This is a genomic window from Verrucomicrobiota bacterium (genome assembly GCA_021413925.1).
Classification (GTDB): domain Bacteria; phylum Verrucomicrobiota; class Verrucomicrobiia; order Chthoniobacterales; family UBA6821; genus UBA6821.
The window spans coordinates 101,828-118,835 of the sequence record JAIOPL010000004.1; the positions used below are offsets into that span (position 1 = coordinate 101,828).

A 17,008-nucleotide genomic window follows, 5' to 3' on the forward strand; every position below is an offset into this window, starting at 1 on the left:
CCCGAGCGGCTTGTTTCATCCTTCATAATTCTTAATTCATCCTTTCTTCAGATTGCTGTACCGCAGGCACTGGCACTGGCCCAGGCCCATTGGAAGTTATAGCCGCCTAGCCAGCCCGTGACATCCACAACTTCACCGATGAAATAAAGGCCCGGAACCTTTCTTGATTCCATTGTCTTGGAAGAGAGTTCGCCGGTGTCGATACCGCCGCAGGTGACCTCCGCCTTCGGATATCCCTCCGTCCCGGAGAAGGACTGCTTCCATCCATGAAGCGATGCATCGAGTCTCTCAATCTCCTCCTTGCTGCAACTTGCAAGTGGCTTCTCGGGTGCATTCCTAGAACACCATGACTCGGCAAAGCGCCGCGGCCAGATTTTGGAAAGACTCTGCAATGCCGTTGTGCCGCTGCGGATTGTTGACGCGAAAGCCTCCGAATCTGTTTTCTCAGGGAGAAGGTTGATTGCGAGAGGGGAAGTTCCATCCCAATAAGAGGAGATCTGGAGGGCTGCCGGGCCGCTGAGTCCTCGATGGGTGAAGAGCATGGCCTCCTCGAATCGACGGCCTCCGGCAGTGATTCGCACTAGGAGAGCCACCCCTGCAAGTGGTTCGTAAAAGTTTTTTTCCGAGGATTGGAAGGTGAGGGGAACGAGCCCTGGGCGGAGTTCCGTCACTCCGATTCCGAACTTCCGGGCGATCCGATAGCCGAGATCACTCGCGCCGAGCTTTGGAAAGGAGAGCCCTCCAGTGGCCATGACCAAGGCATCGGATTGAAAGGTTCCCCGGGATGTGTGAATAACGAACTTGTCTCTCTTTTCCACCTCACGGACATCGCAGTGGGAGAGGACCCTGACTCCGGCTTCGCGGCATTCGCTCTCTAACATTCCGATGATCTGACGCGAACTGCCGTCGCAGAACTGCTGTCCCAGCTTTTTTTCATGGTAGGCGATGCCATGCTTTTCTACGAGCCCGATGAAGTCCCAGGGGGTGTAGCGGGCCAGTGCCGATTTGCAGAAGTCTGGGTTCTCGGAGAGGTAGTTCTCTGCGGAGGCGTTAATATTGGTGAAGTTACAGCGTCCGCCGCCGGAGATCTCGATCTTCTTTCCAAGCCGTTCGTTGTGTTCCAGAAGAAGGACCCTCTTTCCACGATTCGCCGCTGTGAAGGCGCAGAACATACCACCACCACCACCGCCAATCACAATGACATCATACTGTTCGGGTATCTCCGTGCTCACCAGATAGTCATGACAGAGGGGGGCTGCGTGTGGAACAAGGGAAAGTATGAATGCTGAAGTATGAGGGATGAGTTGGTGAGTGAAAAAGGCGCGATTGCCAGGACTTTTATACTTCATCACTCATAATTCATCCTTCTCTCCCGTCCGTTCCTTGGTGACTTGGGCGTCTTTAGTGCGTAGATTCCTTGCCTTATGGAAAAACACCGCTTCGACAGCCTTGGGCTCTCACCTGAAATCCTCAAGGCAGTCGCCCAGCTTGGCTTTGAGGAGGCCACGCCGATTCAGTCAGCCGCTATTCCGGTCCTGATGGAAGGCGGAGATCTGGTGGGACAGTCTCAGACAGGCTCCGGGAAGACGGCAGCATTTGCAATTCCTGCGATCGAAAAAGTTGACCCCGCGAGCAAGGCCGTTCAGGTCCTGATTCTTTGTCCCACCCGCGAACTCGCCGAGCAGGTCGCCGACGAGGTGCACCGCTTGACTGCCTTCAAGCGCTCTATCCACTCGGTGCCCATCTATGGTGGCGCCTCCTATGACCGTCAGCTTTTTGAGCTCAAGAAAGGTGTTCAGATCGTCATCGGCACCCCCGGACGCATCATCGACCATCTTGAGCGCGGCACCCTCAAGCTGGATCAGCTCAAGGTCGCGATCTTGGACGAGGCCGACCGCATGCTCGATATGGGTTTCCGCGACGATATCCAGAAGATCCTGGATGCGACGCCCGATGAGCGTCAGACGGTCTTCTTCTCCGCCACTCTCTCAGGTCCGATCAAGCAGCTCATCAGCCGCTACTCCCGCGATGCCAAGACTGTCGCGATCGAGCGAAAGGATGTTGCCGCTCCTGACATCGAGCAGTTCTTCTACGAGATCCCGCCCCGCGGCAAGACCCAGGCCCTGATTCGTCTGGTGGACTTTCACGCCTTTCGACTCGGCATTATTTTCTGCAACACCCAGCGCATGGTGGACGAGCTTGCCGATGCCTTGCTGGCGCAGGGATTCTCGGCAGACCGCCTCCATGGTGGCATTACCCAGGCCCAGCGCACGCGTGTCATGAACAAGTTCAAGAACTCCGAGTTTGAGTTCCTGGTAGCCACCGATGTCGCCGCCCGAGGCATCGATGTTGATGCCCTGGAGGTAGTGATCAACTACGACCTTCCGCATGATCCCGAGGATTACGTCCATCGTATCGGCCGCACCGGTCGTGCCGGCCGCAAGGGAATGGCTGCGACCTTCGTCACAGGCCGCGATATCTACAAGATCCAGTATCTCGAGAAGTTCACCCACTCACGTATTCGCAGAGCGAATATCCCAACCTCTTCCGAGGTGGAGGGAAAGCGTTCCGAGCAGATGTTCGGGAAGGTTCAGGCCCTTTTGGCCTCGCGGAATTTCACCGACCAGACCCAGTTCACCGACCGGTTAATGGAAGAAGGTTTCCAGGCTACGGAGGTCTGCTCCGCTCTCTTCTCACTTCTGCTTGGTCAGAGCGGCGGAGAAGAGTCCTTCTCAGCGCCGAAAGTTTCTGGCAAGAGCGAGTTCCCCATTGAGTTGCCAGACCATGAGGGATTCGCCCAGCCAAAGGGTTTCAAGAAAGGGAACTTCCAGCCGCGTGAGACAGGTATTGTCTCGCCCTACGCAGCTCAGGGTTCTTCGGGAGGGGGTGCGAAGCCGGGCTTTAAACCTGCGGTGAAGCCTTCATTTAAGCCTTCTTTCAAGGCTCCCTTTGAGAAAGGAAAGCCCAGCAAGTTCGCCAAGGGATTCAAGAAGGATCGGGGTTCAAGATAGTGAACCGATGACTCGCGCAGAGGCGCAGAGGCGCGGAGTTTTTTAATCTGGATGCATCGGATGCGTAGCAACGGCCAAGCAAGCAAATCAGAAGAACCAGGCGCGAAGAAACGGCCAGAGATGCCAACTCAAGAGCTTTGGGGAAAACATGAAAGGGATCTGTCTTAAATCCCTCTGCGCCTCTGCGCCTCTGCGCGAGTTTTTTGTATTTCTCTGGCTCTCTGGAATGGGTCTTCACGCGGATGTCTCGATGCCGCCGATTTTTGGCGATCACATGGTGCTTCAGCAGGGAGTGACTCTTCCTGTGTGGGGTTCAGCCTCGCCTGGCGAACATGTCTCCCTCTCAGTCGGTAATCTCTCCGAGGAGACTGTGGCCGATGCATCTGGAAAATGGAGGATCACCTTGCGTCCATTGCTATCATCATCCGCCCCCTTGGTCATGGTGATCAATGGAAACAACCGCTTGGAACTCCATGATGTCATCGTGGGCGATGTCTGGCTCTGTGCCGGCGAGGCGAATATGGCCTTCTCCCTTTCCGATGCGACTGTCGGCAAGGAATCGGATGAGAAAATCGCTGATGAGAAGCTACGTTTTTTTCAGTACGAAAACACCGTTGAGCTGAAGAATGCTCATGGGACTCAAGTCGGAACACAAGCCGTTCCGAGAAAAGGGCGATGGGTTGTCTGCTCCCCCGAGAGCGCCCCCGCTTTCTCCGCCGTGGGATATTTCTTTGCGAGAGACCTGAGAACTTCCCATCACCTTCCGATAGGGATGATCCAGTGCACAAGCGAGGACTCGCCCATCGGCTCCTGGATCAGTCAGCGCGGGCTTACCAAGCCACCCTCCATCTCCCCATCTCCGGATCGAGAGACACGAAATTCCCAACGCGGCTTGTGTTTCGAGCAACTAATCCATCCGCTCATCCCCTACGGCATTGCTGGGATTATTTGGTATCAGGGCGAGTCTGATGAGGGGAGCGCTGCCCTGCAGTACCGTCGTATTCTTCCCCGTATGATCCGTGACTGGAGAGAGAGATGGGGGGAGGGACCCATCCCCTTTTATTTTGTGTCACAAGCCGGATTTGGGAATGAGGAGGGTTCAGCCGTCGAGAGCTATCATGCTCAGACTGGTAACCCGGCACTGGGTCGCGCGCTGCCCTGGCTCAGGGAGGGAACTGCCTGTTCACTCTCTCTGCCATTCACCGGGATGGCCCAGGCCAGTGATCTCGGTATCGCGGACGAGAGGATTCCTCCTGACAAGCTGGATGTGGGGAGACGTCTGGCCCTGCTGGCCCGGCACCGTGTTTATGGAGAGGAGATCGTGGATTCGGGCCCTCTCTATCGCGGGATGAACGTAGAGAAGGGTAAGGATGGGGGTAACGATAAAGTCCGGGTTGATTTTGACTCTGTGGGGGGAGGTCTTGTGTTGGGTGTCTCTCCTTGGAAATCGGAGGGCTTTTCCCCATCACTTGTCACTTCTCTCAAGGGATTCGCGCTTGCGGGCAGCGACCGCAAGTGGTTCCCGGCCCAAGGACGTATCGAGGGCGACACGGTTTTGCTTTGGAGTGATGCCGTTCCCCATCCCAAGTCCGTCCGGTATGGATGGAGAGGTTTCCCAAAAGGGACACTCTACAATAAGGAAGGGCTTCCCGCAGCTCCCTTCCGCTCCGACACAGATCAACCGGAGTAAAAAACCCAATCGTGGATTTTACAGAACACCCTTCAGGTTTCAACTTTCAGCTTTCAGGTTTTCCATCTCACCGTTCTTCTGACACAAAGATGCTATGAGGAGTCTTCTGCGCGTATCAGTCATGCTGCTCCTGCTCCTCTCTTTCCAGAGTCTGAGGGCCGCAGGCGGTGGGAAGCCATCGACTCTCCGGCTACCATCGCCGACTCCCTCGACAGATACGATCAATCAGCCTCTCTCTGCTTCATCGCTCAGGATTTCCCAAAAGGCTCTCTTCATGCGTGTGATCCAGGCACGACTCTTTCATGACGGCATCTGGACGCTCGGGGATGCGTCGCAAACTCCAGTGACTGTGGCCCGGACGATTGCCTCACTTCATCCCAGTTTTGTGACCGGTCTTCTTCGGATCGTCGATCATGGGGCACTGAGTCACAGCGAGGAAGAGGCATTCTCCACAGTCCGCTCTGCTGTTCAGGCCTCCTCGAAAGGATGCCGCTTCGATGTCGTGCTGAACGCGGCTGAGGAGCGTTCGGGTGACCTGATCATCAGGCACATGAAGGAGATCACGACTCGCATTCATCCTGATGCATGGACGTTTTATGTCTCTCCTAATGACACTACGGTGAATCCCGAAGTCTTTGAGCAGGGGATAGCTGCCGCTCATGCCGCAGGTCAGATGGTCGGATACGATGGGCCTCTCTCCCTAGTTCCGGAAGGAATCGATTATCTTGTTGTTCGCGCTTGGGATCTCAAGGTCTCCAGGCACCAGATCGATCTTCTCAAGGCCGCCAATCGTGTTCCGCTGATTGTGGAACTTCCGACGACCTTCGGTGCCCAGCCCTCTCCCGAGGTCTCCTCCTATGTAAATGAACTGAGCCCTCAAGATCGTGCCGCTTCCCTAACCTCACTGGCCGAGAACCAGAGCGCCTGGGGTTATCGTTTCGCTTATCCAGTTTTCTACCCGCTTTGCCCGACAAAGCATGCCTTTGACGCAACCAAGGATCCCATCCTGATGGTGACGATCCGCTCGCTCCTGACCCGCTTGAATTAAGGAAGCGCTATTCCTTAAGAAGTGATCCGGCTTGCCCGGCAATCCCGGAGCTGTCATTTTCTGATTCTTAGCCATCCTGTTCGGATGCCAAGACCCCGTAGTTCAACGGATAGAATAGGAGTTTCTATTTAGGGTAGTGTAAATGTCCATTCTACAGAGTAAATGAACCAAATGGAACTTGACCGAATCAGTCTGATCCCTTATGTTTTCCCTTATGCCCTCCGTATGGATCAACCCCGCCAATAGCCGTTTCTATGCTTGCGAATATATAGACGCTCACGGAAAGAGGGCAATCCGCTCAACTAAACAGCTCAATAAAAAAGACGCCTTAAGGGTTGCGAATGAGTGGGAGGAGTTCGCCGCCGCCGCTAGGTCAGGGGAGGCGACCCGTCATCAAGCCGAGGCCGTGGTCAACCGATCTCTTGAGATTGCCGGAATGGGGAAGCTGAAGAGATTTACTATCGAGGAGGCTTTCAAGAATTGGATCTTGGAAAACTCGAAACATTGGTCATCTGCAACCCTTGTGAAATACAAGAAGGCATCTTCTAGTTTTTTGGAGTTTTTCCCGCCGGAGCGAATCAAGGAGCAGTTGCGAACGATCACGAAAAAGGATGTGGAGGCATGGCACGACAACGAGCTTGCCGAGGGAAAAGGCAAATCTACGGCCGGGACATACTTGAACATCCTTCGCTCCGCCTTCGCTTGGATGGTGAACGAGGATTACATTGCCGAGAATCAACCGAAAAAAGTCACGCTCCGGGGGGCAAGCATATCGGAATCAAGGGAAGCTTTTTCCGACGATGAGGCCCGAGCGATCCTTTCGGTTTGCACGAGGGATTGGCGGGGAGCCGCACTCTTTTCCTCATGGCACTCCATCCGCCTTGGGGATGTGGCAAGGCTCAAATGGGGCAACCTCGATCTCGAAAGGGGCTTTATTAAATACCTCCCTTCCAAGACCCGAAACCTCGATCAAGACCCGCGCCTTTTGGTCATGGCTCAAGACATCCTCCGATGGCTCAAGGATCAAGAGCAGGGAAAGCCGACTGACCCCTTGTTCCCTACGCTTTGCAGTCGCGTCTCGGGAGGACATCAAGGGCTCTCCAACGAGTTTGGCCGGATCATGGCAAAGGCGGGGATTGTGATTCCGCTCGGGCGCGAGAAAAAGGGGAAGGGCCGCCAGTTCCGCAAGAAAAGCTTTCACTCCTTCAAGCATCTATCTCACACGAGAATGCTAGAGGCAGACATTGGCGCGGAGCAAAGGCGACTAATGGGGGGGCACTCGTTAACCTCGACGGCGCATCTTTCCTATCTGCATATGCGGCCAGAATCTCAAACGGCCGCCCTTGCCAAGATCCCGAGCCTTATGGATTCAATGCCGGAGCCCGCGCCGGAGCCCGTCTCCGAGAAGAAACGCCCCGCCCGCCGCAAGGTTCAAGCTGGTTAATCCAAGCCCACGTCGAGCCTTACGGATTTGGCCCCGCCTTTGATTTCCTTCAAAACTCGATCCGCCTCGTTACTATTGCCGAGTCCTTTAAAGTAAAACTTCTCCATAGTGATCTCGTGCCAGATTCCATCTTTCGCCTGAATCCGCCAGATTGAGCGAATAGATTCTGTCGAGTCAGTAGTGTGACCAAACTTGATTGCCACCCTTTCGGCAAGGGCTCCCCAGTTCCTAAAGCTCTCAACCATTGTTTTAATTGGCCCCTTGGCGGGAAGTTGATTCCGCAAATGTTGATAGTCGGGCGAATCTCCGATGAGTTCGTCGAGCTGGCTCCGTGTTACTATCCCATCATTTATTTCAGCACCCTTCCGCGCCTGTGAATCAATATCGGAGAAAGTCACTTTCGCTTCCTCTCTCACCTCCTCAATCGCGCCGCATAGACGATGGAACATCCGGCGCAAATCTCCGTTGCCGCGCGCGGCCGCCGCATCAAGGAGGAGTTGGCAACGCAAGGCAACTTCCTCTTTTTGAGAGATCCTATCCTCTTCGGAAACTGATTGTTTGATCCAAGCCTCAAATCCCGCGGGATCAAGTTTCTTGCCGTTCATCATAATCAAGGGCTTGTCGCCCCGCATCAATGATTCAGAAGAAACGCCCGTTGCCGCCTGTATGCGGCGCGAGAGTTGAAGGTCAAAGCCGCCCTTGCTTCGGCCGTGTTCAATGTTGGCGACTTGGTGGCGTGGAATACCGATTAAATCGGCAAAGGCGGTTTCGGTCATTTGCCCGAGAGCAAATCTCAAGCGGTAGAGGGGATGATCAGATTGCGTGGTTTTCATGTGCTGTATGTAAATACACAAAGCAACAAAAGCAACAACAAATGGTTGTGTATAATACACGCTAAAGGGTACAAATTGGAAATCAGACGAACCAAATTGACCCATGCCACACAATCCTAACCCAAAATACACCACCGCCGCCGTCAAGGCCGCCAGCATCACCGATCCCGAGTTTATCGAGATCCCATCCATGAAGCCGATGTTCGCAATCGGCCGAACCGCGACTTTTGAGTTGATCAAGAGCAAGCGTATCCGCTCCGTCAATCTTCGACGTGAGGGGAAGAGCAAGGGCCGCCGACTGATCGAAGTCGCAAGCGTGAGGCAATACCTCGCCCGCCTCATGAACGAGGGGGGCATCTAATAACCCCCCCCCTCCTCCGTAACAAATTTCCTCCGGCACTTCCGCTGGGGAATAACCAAAAACACCGACGCCATGACAACGAAAACCAAGACACCAAAAAAGCTAGAGTTCCAGCCCTTCACTTGCTGTATCTGCGAGCGGGATATCAAAGGACAAATGGGGAACAATCCCGATCCACTCAACACAATGCCCGAAGCTACTTGTTGCGAGCAATGCAACGATTTTGTGGAGGAAGCCCGCGACCATCAAGGCGCACTCATTGCGGCCGCCAAAGCTGTCGTCGAAATCTTGAAACCGAAATCCAAGAGGACGTATGAGCCGACCAAGAGGGATATCGCCCGTGGATCTATGATCGTTAATGAAGGCTTGGCTTTTAGGGCATGGGTTCAGGAGGCAGTCAAGAATCACGAACTTAAGAAATCCAAGACTGCGATTCACAACGGAAAAAAATCAATCCCTGCATTCTTAATCGGGCAATCTGATCGCCAAGCGCGCCCTTGCTCCCGGTCATTATTGGCCGAGGGCGAGGGCTTCAGTTTGACAAAGGCAACAACTCTATGCAGATCCAACCCGATACAACGTCCCTAGTGTTTAAGCCTTCCGAGGCCGCCCATCTCATACGGGTTCACCGATGCACCATTTACGGAATGATCAAGCGGGGCTCCCTCCCGGCAATCCGTGTCGGAAAAACACTCAGAATCCGTAAAGAGGATTTACAAGCCTTTCTTTCCTAACTCGGAGAGATCCACAAACGCGAAAAGGCGGCCACCCAGCAAGAGAGGCCGCCTTTCGTGAAAACCAGACATATGCCACAGCAAGTCAAACCCCACAGCATCAGCTTCACCCGTCCGGGCCTCACGATGATGCCATTGCAAGCCCCGGCCAAGGAACGATCTTTACCCGCCGCCCTAGACTCAGAAAAGGGCCTTCTCTCTAGCGTTCTACTCTCTCCCGCTTGTCTGGACTCCCTCGAGGGGATCACTCCAAACGATTTCCACCATCCTGCACACGGGACGATCTTCTCGACCATGCTCAGGATGAAGAGGGACGGGAAGCCTATCGAGCTAACTCCCTTAACTCAGGAAATCACGGATCAGGGGCAACTCGAGAATGTCGGCGGGGCATTCTATATTACAGGACTTCAGACCTTCATTCCCACAGCGACGAACGTTTCTTATTTTGCCGAGAAGGTAAGGGAAAAGTCGCGACTCAGGGAGGTGATAGCGGTTGCCGAGCGCAGCATCTCCGCCGCATATGCTGGCGACTATCCACAAGGACAGATTGCCGAACTGGCAAAGATTACAGCGGATAAGGAACTCCGTAATTCGGGACTTACCTTCCGAAGTGTTTCCGAGATCCTAAAAATGACCTTCAACGATGCCGACTTGTATCTAGGCAACGGCTATCTCCAAAAAGGGGGATCTCTTGCGATCATGGGATCAGGCGGAATCGGAAAAAGCCGCCTTGTCATGCAGTTGGCGATTTGCTCCGCCTCGGGGCTTCCTTTCCTTGGATGGCCGACACAAGGCAATCCGAAATGGCTTTTCCTTCAGACTGAGAATGGAAACCGCCGCCTTCACCATGACCTCGCCAAGATGACAAAGACCCTCGGGCCGGATGAAATCGCATTCCTTGACGGAAAGATCGTCTTTCACACCCTGGAGAACTCCCACGATGTTCTGATGCGTCCGTCGAGTGATAAGGCACACAACCGAATTGCCGACGCAATCGAGCAGCATAACCCGGATGTCGTTGTGTTTGATGTTCTCCGTGATTTTGCAATAGGGGACTTGAACAGCGACGATGGGATGAGCCAAACCCTCGACGCTATCGGCCAACTTGCCCGTCATGGCCGTTCTGATCGTTCCGTCGTCGTCGTCCACCATGCCAGAACTGGTAAGGTTGCCGCCGCTGGGGCTTTCGGTTTGGATCGCGCCAACTTTGGAAGAAACAGCAAGGTTCTCCTTGGATGGGCTCGGGCCGTTCTCAATATCGCTCCGCTGAGTGAAGATGACCCGGAACTGATCGGGCTCGCCTCGGGCAAGAATAACGATTTCCGAGAGATTGAGCCGATGGCACTCCGACTAAAGGCGGATCATATGCTTTACGTTCCCGACAAGAGCGTTGATGTCGCCGCCAAGATTGCCGGACTGAGCGAAACGGGAAAGAAGGTTTCCAGCGTCACTACCTCCGCCGTTGTCGAGATTGTTGAAGCACTTCACCCGAACGGAATCTCCAAGACGGAATTGGCCGGAAAGGTAATGGAAAAAGGGTGTGGAAGATCAAAAGCCTATGACCTGATTGCCGCCGCTGAAGCTCAGAAACAGATCAGATTCTCAGGAAAACACAGAGGTTTTGTGTCCGCACAGAAAACGGCACTTATTCAATAGATGAAAGACTTCAGAAATCATCCTTTTTACTCTGTTCCGTCCGTGGATTGTCCGCGGATTGTCCGTGGAAAAAGGGGTCATTTGTCCGCGTCCGCGCTTCCCTATAGGGGGAGCGGACGGACGGACAACCCCCAGCGGATACTAGGTAAGGAGTTCTCGACGATCATTAGGGTTTGAAAGCCAGCAAGACCACCCCTCGTGGTTCCAGTTATCTTAAACGCATCAGCACTCCGAGGTTGGGCGTACTGGCCTTCATTCTTTATGGGTTTCCTTAATGATAATAGTTTCCTAACAAGTAGGAGGGAGATCGCAGAAGCTAAAAAACAATTGGATCAAAATGAGCTAGTTGTTTCACCAGCGAGCACCGCTGAGATCGTCGCCAACTATTTGACCCAGTAACTACCCACACCCCCCTATCTACTTTTTCCATGCCCAGAAAATCCAACCCCAAAAAGCTAGCCTTGCAAAAATACAGCGGGCTTAGTCGCCAAGCTGTCCACAAGCGTTTCAAGTTAGGAATCGGCACGACTGCTTTTCACGATCATCTGTGCCGAAAGATGCGGGCCTGTGCCGACATTGCCGAGCATAAGGCCGCTTCGCTAAAGATCGAAGTCGCAAGACTGAAAGACTCGATCACCACCCGTGAGGAAGTCGCCCGTGATGCTCAGGCTGTGGCGACGATATGGATTGAGGAGATTAACCGCATGAGGGAGGAAGCCGTTGCGCAGCTGGTCAACTTGGATGAGGTGGGAGTGAGAGCCTCACTCGATAGCCTTACGGATCAGATGATGGATCGGATCATGGATCGCATGGAGAGGCTTTAAGCAGGCCGGGGAACTCACGCACTCCTTCAGGGCAAGCTCTACAATCTCCAGAAGAAGAAGGTGGGTGGAAGAGATGATAGGAATTTTGGGGTGGCAACTTCTACCACCCCAAAAACATCCGCGCAGATCGCAGCTCAGACCGCCATTTCAGGCTTCCCAGAAAGGCCCTCAGAATACTGGTTGCCACGGCGGGGCATGATGACCCTCGAACGAAATAAAACCGACCTATGCGCAATCCTCAGCCCCGCGCAGATTGACACACGGCGCGTGAAGCATGGAATCCTTTCACGCATACGAAAACGATACGAGCATTGCAGCCTTCAACTTCGATTATGACGAGATCGACCGACATCTGCTTGAGGAGTTCGACCCAGCAACCCCTGAGACTGAGGGACTAAAGCGGGACTGGAAGCGCGAGGGGAGATCATCCGCATCATCGGATCTTCTCAAGCAAACGCTTGAAAGCTTGTTGCCCGTGGCCTTAAGCGGTTCAACAGCTCAGTCCCTTGGCTTGAGATGCGTCTGCTTACTATGGATGTTGCAATCAGAAAGGCATGATCTGGGGAGCCGCCCGCTTTCCGAGATTGCAAAGCAGCTAAAAGTTAGCCGGGCGATCCTTAGCTTTCATGTCAGATCCTTGGAGGAGCTGCTTGGTTTTTTTCATGCTAGGGGACAGAAGGCAGTTCAAGCCCGTGAGAGCTATAAAGAAAGTGTGAAGGCCGGTTGGGAGACGCGCCGCGCCGTTCATGGAGGCACAGGCAGGAAACCAGCTTTGCATCCTGATAAAAACTTGAGGCGAAAGGCCGTCAGACAGGCCGAAAATTTGACTCATCCGCCAAGGAATGCGCCTCACGACTCCCACCATGACAATCAGCAATATCCCGAAAATCTCGCTGGAAATTAAAGGCCCTCCGGGGACTCAGAATCTCCCAACCGATAAGCCAACCCCCGCACCAGCTCCAACCCCAGCCCCGAAATCTAATGAGTAAGCTCACCACACCATCAACAGAACAGACTAAGCTCACCGCGCAAGTCGCCGCTAGCAAAGTTAAACTTCAAGCTCTCCGCCGCGAGGAGCAGCAGTTGAAGGCAGAGTATGTTCGCAAGGATCTTCGGATCAAAACCCTGCATTCTGAAATCAATGCGATTTTGAAGAGTAGTGGAATGCTCGCCTCAGACATTGCCCCCAGCGGAAAACGCTTCAATGCTGCCGCCGCATATGTCGAGGCAGTCGAGACCGGCAACAAGAAGCTCGCCGCGGAACTTTTCAAGAATCACAAGAGCGAAATCTTCGCCCTAGCCCGTAAGGAGTAATCACAAAACCAAACCAAAACTATGACCACCAAAGCCCCAGCCCTCCCGAAGAACATTGCCGCCCTAGTAAAGCGGGAATCAGAACTCCAAGCCCAAGTTGATAAATGGAGCCAAGCAGCGTTTAGAGAGGAGAGAGACAGGCTCACCGCCGTAGTCCACTCCGGCAGCGCGACCGATGAAGAGATCGCCCTTCATGCAGACTTCCGAGATGGCGGAAAAATTAACGGGGACTTCTCCGCAATGGAGGCCAGCTGTTCCGCCGCACTCGACGCATTCCGTAGAGCCAACTGGGAGGAGTTTCGCCAGCACCTCATTAATCGCCTAGCCCTCAGGGTTCAGCGTGAGGCCGACTATGTTTTAGAGTTGGCACAGGTAGCCACCAAGTACGGAATTGAGATCCAGCACTCGGACGATCAGTCAAGCACGACACGCCAGCTTGAGGATCTTTGCAGCCGCGAGGATGGAGGCTTCATCAGTTTTCTATCAGCAACGGAAACTTTTTAGTGGGTTAGTTGATTGGCTTTCTCTTCGGCCCGCCGTGTGGCGGTGTCCGAACTCATAGGCTGCAAGCCCTCGCCGTAACTGGCGGGGGTTTTCAGTTTTCAAAAAAATCAATCTCGACTCTGTAGGGAATCAACTTTGATTCTCCATGAAACACAAGGAGGCCCGAGCAATCCGCCCCTCACTATTCCTCGATGCTTTCCTTTTTTGATTCTCCGTCTATCATCAACCCCGATGGATTATCTTGAACGGAATAGAACGCCCCTTATGTTTTCCCTTATAAATGGGAAAAACTAGGATTCCTCTTTCTGTAAGTAGTTCATAATCAACTGACCCCGTAGTTCAACGGAAAGAATAGGAGTTTCCTAAACTCTAGATGGTGGTTCGATTCCACCCGGGGTCAGTTTTCTTCATGTTTCGTCATTTGGTTCATGACGAAAGCGTTTCTCAGGCTAGAGTCTCCGACCCAAGCAACGTTTTTTCCACCCCTTCATGCTTCTTTGTATCGATTTCCAACCAGCCTATATCGAGGCATTCGGGGATCTTGTTGTGCCGTTGAGGCGGAGGCTCAGTGAGGCTACCCAGAGTAGCGAAGAGGTTCACTTCATCTACAATGATGTGTGCTCGCTGGAGGGCGAGGAACTTGGCGATTCACTCGCTGGTGTTCTGGAGTGGGGAGCGAAACTGGATTTGGGGCTGGATTTGGGTCTAGCGCTGGGAAAAACCCGTCTCATCCAAAAGAACTTCGGTTGGGTTTCCCATCTCTTCCGTTCCGGGCGGAAACGATCTGTTGCCGTCGCAATTCTCCGTTATCTCATGAAGAACGGTCTCTCAAGCAGCGCGGAGATTCCCGCATCGCATCTGGAGCGGATCGTTGCCGATGCACACGATGACTTCGCGGGATTCTGGGATTGCTCTCCGGAGGCTTGGGAAGAGATAAAGTCCGGGGCAATTGCCATGCCCTTTCTCTTCGAGGGGGGTATGATTCCCTGGCTTGAGTCAATCAAGGGAGCGGTGGTGGAGGTGACGGGCGGATTCCGTCATAGGTGCCTGGATGAGTTCTGTATCACGATGGAAGCGGCCGGAATCTCCTACTTCCTCAATGATGCCTTGATCTATTCGCTTCCGGAAGAAGCCTCAGAGGCCGTGGAACGATACCTCGAATGCGAGGTGAGGGCTCCGTTGCTTTTCCCCACCGCGTCTCTGGTCCCTGCTTGATTAGGTAATTCTTAGTAAGTTTCGACGGGGGAGCGCTTCCCGTCTTCGGGGCTGCGTTTGGCGGCGCCTTCTGCGCCAAGGACATTAACCCGTAGATCCCAGACGCCCTGGTCAAGGGCCTGGAAGTTCTCGAGAGTGAAGGTCGTGGGTGGAGCCATTTTCGCCTTGAAGGCAGCGAGATTCGCATAAGCGCGCTCGAGTTGATCGGAGGGGCTCTTTTCGAGGATTTTGAAGGCCTGTTCGGCAAGTTCTGTACGATGGCAGATCATCAGGAGATCATTTCCAGCGGCCAGTCCGAGACGGATCATCTCGTCGAAACCGTGGTGATTGATAATCGCGCCCATGTCGAGGTCATCGGTCATGACAAGTCCCTGAAAGCCCATCTCCTCCCGGAGTAGCTTCGTGGTGATAACGGGTGAGAGCGAGGCGGGTAAGCCTGAGGCGTCGAGTTCTGCAAAGGCGATATGACCTGTCATCATGCTGTCGACCGAGTTTTCCCCTGTGGCAAAGTGACGGAAGACCTTGAGCTCGTGAGCTTCGAGTTCGGTACGTGGACGAGGCAGGGCGGAGAGTTCGTGATGGGGATCACTGGAAGCCGAGGAATAGCCAGGGAAGTGCTTTCCACAGGAAAGGACTCCGGTTGACTGGAGGGCCTTGTTGAAGACGCCCGCCATCGTGATGACCTGATCGGCCGTCGTGCCGTAGCATCGGCCGCGAAGGGAGTTATCAGCCTCGTCGTCAAAGGCGATGTCCAGAACAGGACAGAGATCGAGATTGAAGCCGAAGATCCGCAGGAGCTGTCCAGTTAGTTCCCCATGGCAGGCAATGAGTTCAAGATCTCCCTTGTCCCGGAGTTGGCGGGCATTGGGAGGCTCGTTCCCCAGAAGCTTGAGCCGGGAGACGCGTCCTCCTTCCTGGTCGATGGTGATGATTGGCTCGATGTCGCTGAGTTCCCGGAGTCGATCCGTGAGTCGTCGGAGCTGGTCGGGGGTCTCGATATTGCGTCCGAACAGTATAAATCCTCCGGGCTGAACCCTGCGGATGAAGTCGGCGTAGGAATCATCGACTTCCATTCCAGGAACACCAAGGAGCAGCAGTTGACCGGGTGAAGAGCATCTCATAACTTGTAGGAAACCAGATAACTTTCTTACTGACGAAACGATTCTTATGAAACTCCGAACCCTAACGCTTTTTCTCTCCCTTCTGCTAGCGCTCTCCGCATTGATATCATTCTCGATCTCCAACGCAAACGCCGTGGAACTGGGAATCGATGTGCTTCAGAAGAACAACTTCGACCTGCTCCGCGGAAAACGGGTTGGACTTGTCACCAATCAGACCGGGGTCAACTCAACCGGGGTGAAAACCCGGATTCTCCTGAAGAAGCATGTCAACCTCGTGGCACTCTACACTCCCGAGCATGGTCTTGATGGGACGGAGAAGGCTGGAATCGAGGTTCGCTCGCGACGTGATTCCCTGACAGGCCTACCTGCTTACTCACTCTACGGAGACACCAGAAAGCCGACTCCCCAGATGCTCGCCGGTATCGATGTCCTGGTCTACGACATGCAGGATATCGGCTGCCGTAGCTACACCTACATCAGCACGATGGGGAAGTGCCTGCAGGCCTGTGCGGAGCAAGGTAAGGAATTTGTCGTTCTGGATCGTCCGAATCCTCTCGGCGGCAACCGTGTGGAGGGACAGGGGATCGAACCGAAGTGGATCTCCTTTGTTGGGCAGTTTCCCATTCCCTATGTCCATGGCCTGACGGTGGGCGAGCTTGCTCTCATGGCTAACTCCAAAGGCTGGATGGGGCCTAAGGCCAATCTGCAGGTGGTGAAGATGCACGGTTGGAACCGCTCAATGACTTGGCCGATGACCGGCCTGCACTGGGTTCCTCCCTCACCCAATATTCCCAATGAGATGTCCCCGAGTTATTACGTGATTACGGGTGTCGTTGGAGAGCTTGCGGGCGGGCTGGACCAGGGTCTCTTTTCTCCGAAAGCGTTTCAGGTGCTCGGAGCCCCTTGGGTGAAGCCTCAGATGGTCTCCTCCCTCAGGGCGAAGTGTGAGGATATCAAGGTGGAACCGACCGTGACCGCCTCGGGACCAGGTGTGATCTATCATGCGAATCCCAGCGGGGGAGGGGATCTCGGAGCGGCCGCCCTCTACACACTCGCCGAGTGCAACAGAGAATCACACGGAATGATTTTCACCAAGGCGAGCAAGTCCAAGCTCGATCTCTTCCAGAAGGTCTATGGAAGTGATACGATCCGTCGCGAACTGGCCACCAAGCGCCCCGAGCAGATCGTGGCCTCCTGGCAGCCGTTCTTGAGCCGCTTTCGCTCAGAGAGACAGCCTTATCTACTTTATTAGT

The 17,008-nt window shown here is 54.1% G+C and carries 17 protein-coding genes and 1 tRNA gene; 15 read left to right on the forward strand and 3 right to left on the reverse strand.

What is annotated here, in order from left to right:
- Positions 1-47 precede the first annotated feature (47 nt).
- Positions 48-1,349, reverse strand: coding sequence for an NAD(P)/FAD-dependent oxidoreductase (locus K8R57_02910; GenBank protein MCE9587247.1), 1,302 nt, complete (start codon positions 1,347-1,349; stop codon positions 48-50).
- Between the two features lie 75 nt (positions 1,350-1,424).
- On the opposite strand from K8R57_02910, the gene K8R57_02915 reads away from it, so the two are divergent.
- The 4 genes from K8R57_02915 (at position 1,425) to K8R57_02930 (ending at position 7,193) form a co-directional block, all read left to right on the forward strand.
- Positions 1,425-3,011, forward strand: coding sequence for a DEAD/DEAH box helicase (locus K8R57_02915; protein ID MCE9587248.1), 1,587 nt, complete (start codon positions 1,425-1,427; stop codon positions 3,009-3,011).
- A gap of 148 nt (positions 3,012-3,159) precedes the next feature.
- Positions 3,160-4,701 carry a sialate O-acetylesterase gene (locus tag K8R57_02920; protein MCE9587249.1) on the forward strand — a complete coding sequence of 514 codons (1,542 nt, stop codon included), beginning with the start codon at positions 3,160-3,162 and terminating at the stop codon, positions 4,699-4,701.
- Between the two features lie 121 nt (positions 4,702-4,822).
- A complete protein-coding gene (locus tag K8R57_02925) occupies positions 4,823-5,749 on the forward strand; it encodes a hypothetical protein (GenBank protein ID MCE9587250.1) in 927 nt (308 codons plus the stop codon).
- 202 nt (positions 5,750-5,951) lie between these two features.
- The gene (locus tag K8R57_02930; protein ID MCE9587251.1) at positions 5,952-7,193 is read left to right on the forward strand and encodes a tyrosine-type recombinase/integrase; all 1,242 of its coding nucleotides are present in this window, start codon (positions 5,952-5,954) and stop codon (positions 7,191-7,193) included.
- Here the strand turns inward: K8R57_02930 and K8R57_02935 are convergent.
- Entirely contained in the window at positions 7,190-8,026 is an 837-nt protein-coding gene (locus K8R57_02935) for a hypothetical protein (protein ID MCE9587252.1), read from the reverse strand. The two genes, K8R57_02930 and K8R57_02935, sit on opposite strands and share 4 nt — an antisense overlap.
- A 103-nt stretch (positions 8,027-8,129) precedes the next feature.
- Between K8R57_02935 and K8R57_02940 the strand changes: the two genes are divergently transcribed.
- The 10 genes from K8R57_02940 to K8R57_02985 all read left to right on the forward strand — a co-directional run bounded on the left by K8R57_02940 (position 8,130) and on the right by K8R57_02985 (position 14,634).
- Positions 8,130-8,387 carry a hypothetical protein gene (locus tag K8R57_02940; protein ID MCE9587253.1) on the forward strand — a complete coding sequence of 86 codons (258 nt, stop codon included), beginning with the start codon at positions 8,130-8,132 and terminating at the stop codon, positions 8,385-8,387.
- A gap of 72 nt (positions 8,388-8,459) precedes the next feature.
- The gene (locus K8R57_02945; protein ID MCE9587254.1) at positions 8,460-8,975 is read left to right on the forward strand and encodes a hypothetical protein; all 516 of its coding nucleotides are present in this window, start codon (positions 8,460-8,462) and stop codon (positions 8,973-8,975) included.
- Complete coding sequence (locus K8R57_02950; GenBank protein MCE9587255.1) at positions 8,975-9,121, forward strand: helix-turn-helix domain-containing protein; 147 nt, start codon at positions 8,975-8,977, stop codon at positions 9,119-9,121. The genes K8R57_02945 and K8R57_02950 overlap by 1 nt, the downstream gene beginning before the upstream one ends.
- Positions 9,122-9,178: 57 nt before the next feature.
- On the forward strand, positions 9,179-10,777 hold the full coding sequence (locus tag K8R57_02955; protein MCE9587256.1) for an AAA family ATPase: 1,599 nt from the start codon (positions 9,179-9,181) through the stop codon (positions 10,775-10,777).
- 428 nt (positions 10,778-11,205) lie between these two features.
- Positions 11,206-11,601, forward strand: coding sequence for a hypothetical protein (locus K8R57_02960; GenBank protein ID MCE9587257.1), 396 nt, complete (start codon positions 11,206-11,208; stop codon positions 11,599-11,601).
- A 274-nt stretch (positions 11,602-11,875) separates the two neighbouring features.
- Entirely contained in the window at positions 11,876-12,505 is a 630-nt protein-coding gene (locus K8R57_02965) for a hypothetical protein (GenBank protein MCE9587258.1), read from the forward strand.
- A 77-nt stretch (positions 12,506-12,582) separates the two neighbouring features.
- Positions 12,583-12,915, forward strand: a complete 333-nt coding sequence (locus K8R57_02970; protein MCE9587259.1) for a hypothetical protein — start codon at positions 12,583-12,585, stop codon at positions 12,913-12,915.
- A gap of 21 nt (positions 12,916-12,936) precedes the next feature.
- Positions 12,937-13,419, forward strand: coding sequence for a hypothetical protein (locus K8R57_02975; GenBank protein MCE9587260.1), 483 nt, complete (start codon positions 12,937-12,939; stop codon positions 13,417-13,419).
- A 328-nt stretch (positions 13,420-13,747) separates the two neighbouring features.
- Positions 13,748-13,819 (forward strand) — tRNA-Arg (locus K8R57_02980).
- 89 nt (positions 13,820-13,908) lie between these two features.
- A complete protein-coding gene (locus tag K8R57_02985; GenBank protein MCE9587261.1) occupies positions 13,909-14,634 on the forward strand; it encodes a hypothetical protein in 726 nt (241 codons plus the stop codon).
- Between the two features lie 11 nt (positions 14,635-14,645).
- On the opposite strand, the gene K8R57_02990 is transcribed toward K8R57_02985, so the two are convergent.
- Positions 14,646-15,755, reverse strand: a complete 1,110-nt coding sequence (locus K8R57_02990) for a glycosyl hydrolase (GenBank protein MCE9587262.1) — start codon at positions 15,753-15,755, stop codon at positions 14,646-14,648.
- A gap of 46 nt (positions 15,756-15,801) precedes the next feature.
- Between K8R57_02990 and K8R57_02995 the strand changes: the two genes are divergently transcribed.
- Positions 15,802-17,007, forward strand: coding sequence for a DUF1343 domain-containing protein (locus K8R57_02995; GenBank protein MCE9587263.1), 1,206 nt, complete (start codon positions 15,802-15,804; stop codon positions 17,005-17,007).
- The last annotated feature ends 1 nt before the right edge of the window (position 17,008 follow it).